Annotated in this window: 3 protein-coding genes; all 3 read right to left on the bottom strand. The window is 65.7% G+C overall.

What is annotated here, in order from left to right:
- Positions 1-84: 84 nt before the first annotated feature.
- The 3 genes from ACSFBL_RS35465 to ACSFBL_RS35455 are packed head-to-tail and all read right to left on the bottom strand — an operon-like array spanning position 85 to position 3,199.
- The gene (locus ACSFBL_RS35465; protein WP_435520477.1) at positions 85-1,074 is read right to left on the bottom strand and encodes a tyrosine-type recombinase/integrase; all 990 of its coding nucleotides are present in this window, start codon (positions 1,072-1,074) and stop codon (positions 85-87) included.
- Entirely contained in the window at positions 1,071-1,994 is a 924-nt protein-coding gene (locus tag ACSFBL_RS35460; protein ID WP_435520476.1) for a tyrosine-type recombinase/integrase, read from the bottom strand. Before ACSFBL_RS35460 ends, ACSFBL_RS35465 begins: the two co-directional genes overlap by 4 nt.
- Positions 1,991-3,199 (bottom strand): tyrosine-type recombinase/integrase, encoded by a 1,209-nt coding sequence (locus tag ACSFBL_RS35455; protein WP_435520475.1) that lies wholly within the window; start codon positions 3,197-3,199, stop codon positions 1,991-1,993. The genes ACSFBL_RS35460 and ACSFBL_RS35455 overlap by 4 nt, the downstream gene beginning before the upstream one ends.
- Positions 3,200-3,340 lie beyond the last annotated feature (141 nt).

The following is a 3,340-nucleotide window of genomic DNA, read 5'->3' as shown; positions in this document are numbered from 1 at the left end:
CATTACGCCGACCTCCGGGTTATGCCGACATGGCGTCGCCCACCGAGCCCGTGGGCGGCGAAGCCGCAGTTGAGGTCGGCATAGTCAGAGTGCCTGCAAGAAGCTCATCAGCGCGTCGGGCGGTCGATACCGACGCGGCTTCCCATCGGGCATCCGAGCACGGGCGAGGGCAGCCTCCTTGATTCCCAGGTGTGCGTGGAGGTACATCGCGGTGGTGTCGACCCGCTCGTGGCCGAGCCAGAGCGCGATGACGGTGGGATGGACGCCTGCTTCCAGCAGCCTCATCGCGGCGCTGTGGCGAAGCACATGCGCGGTGACCCGTTTGCTTGCCAAGGACGGGCAGCGAGTCGCTGCGTGGGCCACATGCACGGCGATGCGATGCTCGATCGCGTCGCGACTCAGCGGTGTGCCAGTCCGCGTCGGGAACACTGGCGTGGTCAAGTCCGGATCCTGCTCAATCAGCCAGGCCCGAAGAACACGCGCCGTTGATACCGTCAAGGGCGTCACCCGATCCTTGCGGCCCTTACCGTGACAGGCAACGTGTGCTCCGGTGTCGAGGTGAACGTCGCTGCGTCGCAGGCCGATCAGTTCCGAGATCCGCAGCCCCGTTTGCACGGCGAGCTGGAGCAACGCGTGATCTCGCCGGCCGGTCCACGATGAGCGATCAGGCGCTGCAAGCAGCGCTTCGACTTCGGGCTCAGTGAGGAACGCGACGAGCGCACGCTCGAATCGCTTGGGCAAGATGGCCAGTACCCGAGCGATCGTGGCCGCGTCCTCCGGATGTCGCGCCGCGGCGTAGCGGAACAGCGAATGGATCGCCGCCAGGCGAGCGTTGCGCGTGCGCACGCAATTCTTGCGCTCGGTCTCCAGATGGTCCAGGAACGCGCTGATCATGGGCACGCCGAGATCACCGAGATCCAGGTCGGAGGGTTGTTTGCCAAGGCGTTTGGCCGCGAACCTGAGCAGCAACCGCCAGGTGTCCCGATAGGCCGCTACGGTCTGTGCACTCGCGTGGCGCTCGCGTAAGAGTCGATCGGTGAAGAACGCCTGCAGGACGGGGGCGAGCGTGCTCACGACTTGGCACTCCGATGATGCTCCAGACGCTCGGCCGCCATGGCGAGCAACTCCGGAGCGGCCGACAGATACCAATAGCTCGCGGCTGGGTCGACATGGCCGAGGTAGGTAGGCAGCAGCGTCAGGCACTGAGCCTCGGAACCGCCGCGGCACGCATCCAGCAGCGCGTTGACCGCAAATGCATGCCTGAGGTCGTGGATCCGAGGCCGACACTGCATGTTGCGCGGCGAGAGTCCGGCCTGACGAGCCAGGCGCTGGAAGGTCCAATGAACGTTGCAGTACAGGAGCCGGGTACCGAAGCTCGAGAGGAACAGCGCGGGGGTTCTCCTGGCGGCGCACTCGTTGTCCACGCAGTCAACGTACCGACGCAAGGCGGCCACCGTCGACGGGTGCAAAGGAATCTCCCGCGTCTTGTTGAACTTCGCGTGGTGGATCAGCAGGACACCGCCGGCCGTGTTGAGATCGCGCCGATCGAGGTTGATGGCCTCGCCCACGCGCATCCCAGTGACAGCAAGCAGTCCAATCAAGGTTCTGTAGGTCGCCCTGCGTAGCGGCGTGCTTAGCCCGTCAGCAGCCGTAATGAGTGCGGCGATGTCTTGTTCAGAGTACAGGAATGGAGTCGCGCGCCGGGGCCTACAGGGGAGTAGATCCCGCTGCGGCACCTCGGCGCTGGCATCGTTAGCGTGCACATAGGAAGCGAAGACGCGAACGACCGACAGGCGATAGCCCCACCAATACTCAGCCCCATCCTTGGGCTGGCATGCCCATGCCAGGGCGTGTTCCGTCGTGATCGTCCGCGCACCCGAGGCATCGAGGAAGTCGATGAACTGGTGGAGCAGCTTCTCGGCACGTCGCAGCTTGTATCCCAGAGCGCGACGCAGGCTCAGGTAGTCGACAAGTGCTTGGCGTAGCGCGGTCATGTCGCACCTCCCGGCCACGGGCGGGCCAGCAGGCGCAGGCGCTCTCGATCGACCTTGGCGTAGATGGCCGTCGTCACCAGTCGCCGGTGACGGAGGACCTGACCGACCTCAGCCAGCGGCACGCCCGCGCGCACCATCTCGGTGGCGACGGTGTGTCGCAGCCGGTGGGCGCTCACCTGCCCAAGGCCCGCGCGCGCAGCCGCCGCCACCACGGCCTGGGTGACACCAGGCGATGACAGCGGGCGGTGAGGTGCGCGCACGCGCATAAACACCGCACGGCCTTGCGCCGTTGCGGGTCGACCTCGCAGGAGGTACGCGCTCAGCGCCTGACCGACGTCTTCCGGCAGAGGAAGGCGTTCGATGCGATTGCCCTTGCCCCTGACCAGCAGTTCACCTGCACACCAATCGATGTCTTCCAGGGTGAGGCAGCGCACTTCGCCGGCACGCATACCGAGTCGCGCGAGCAGCATCAACATGGCGAAGTCGCGCCGACCCGCTGTCGTGCGCCGATCACAGGCAGCGAGCAGGCGTCGCACCTCGCCTGGCTGCAGTGATCGAGGTAAGCCGGCAAGCCGCCAGCCTGCGACTGGCGGGACGACTTCCTGCAGCGGGGTGGACATCAGCCCCTCGACGTGTAAGTAGCCGAGCACCGAGCGCAGTGCCGTCGTCATGAGCTTCGCTGAGCCGATGGAGCGGCCGCGACACGCGGTGAGCACGAAGCCGTGGACATCGGCGGCCTGCAAACTCGCCCAGTCGAGTTCGTCATCGACCAGCCGGCTTGCAACGAACGGGCGCACCATGTCGACGTATCCCCGGGCGGACGCGGTGGTCAAGCCCCGGGTACCGAGCAGGTACTCCCGATAGCGGCCCAGCAGCGCTGACGTCGGATCCGACGCGGACTTCGGTTGGCCGGCCATCATCCCAATGCCACGCAGGTAGTCGATAAGCGGCGCCAGTGCCTTAGGCGAGAGCCACATCGCGTAGCCCTGCGAACGTCGATCACCGAGGAATTCGTTCAGGACCGAAAGCTCTAGGTCCGCAACTTGGAGACCTCTGCGGCAGAGCCATCGGCTGAGGTGAGCCACCAACCTCACCTGGTCCACGACGGGCTTGGGCTTGTACCCCTGTCGTGAAAGCTCTTCCGCGAAACCTTGGGCAAACGGTGAGAGAGGTCCGGTTAGCCGAACCCGGGACAGATGAGCCATGATGGCCTCCTTCTCGACGAGTGGAGCAGGAAGCTTCCCTCAGCAGCAGGCGGTTATGCCGACCTCAAGTGCGGGTTCTCCGCCCACGGGCTCGGCGGGCGACGCCATGTCGGCATAACCCGGAGGTCGGCGTAATGAACT

Source organism: Variovorax glacialis, from assembly GCF_051216375.1.
Lineage (GTDB): Bacteria > Pseudomonadota > Gammaproteobacteria > Burkholderiales > Burkholderiaceae_C > Variovorax.
The sequence above is the reverse complement of the archived record's forward strand: the minus strand, read 5'-3'. Positions and strand labels throughout refer to the sequence as shown.

Excerpts from the sequence above, each read along its gene's own strand:
- ACSFBL_RS35460 (WP_435520476.1), bottom strand. The coding sequence starts at position 1,994 with ATGACCGCGCTACGCCAAGCACTTGTCGACTACCTGAGCCTGCGTCGC.
- ACSFBL_RS35455 (WP_435520475.1), bottom strand. The coding sequence starts at position 3,199 with ATGGCTCATCTGTCCCGGGTTCGGCTAACCGGACCTCTCTCACCGTTT.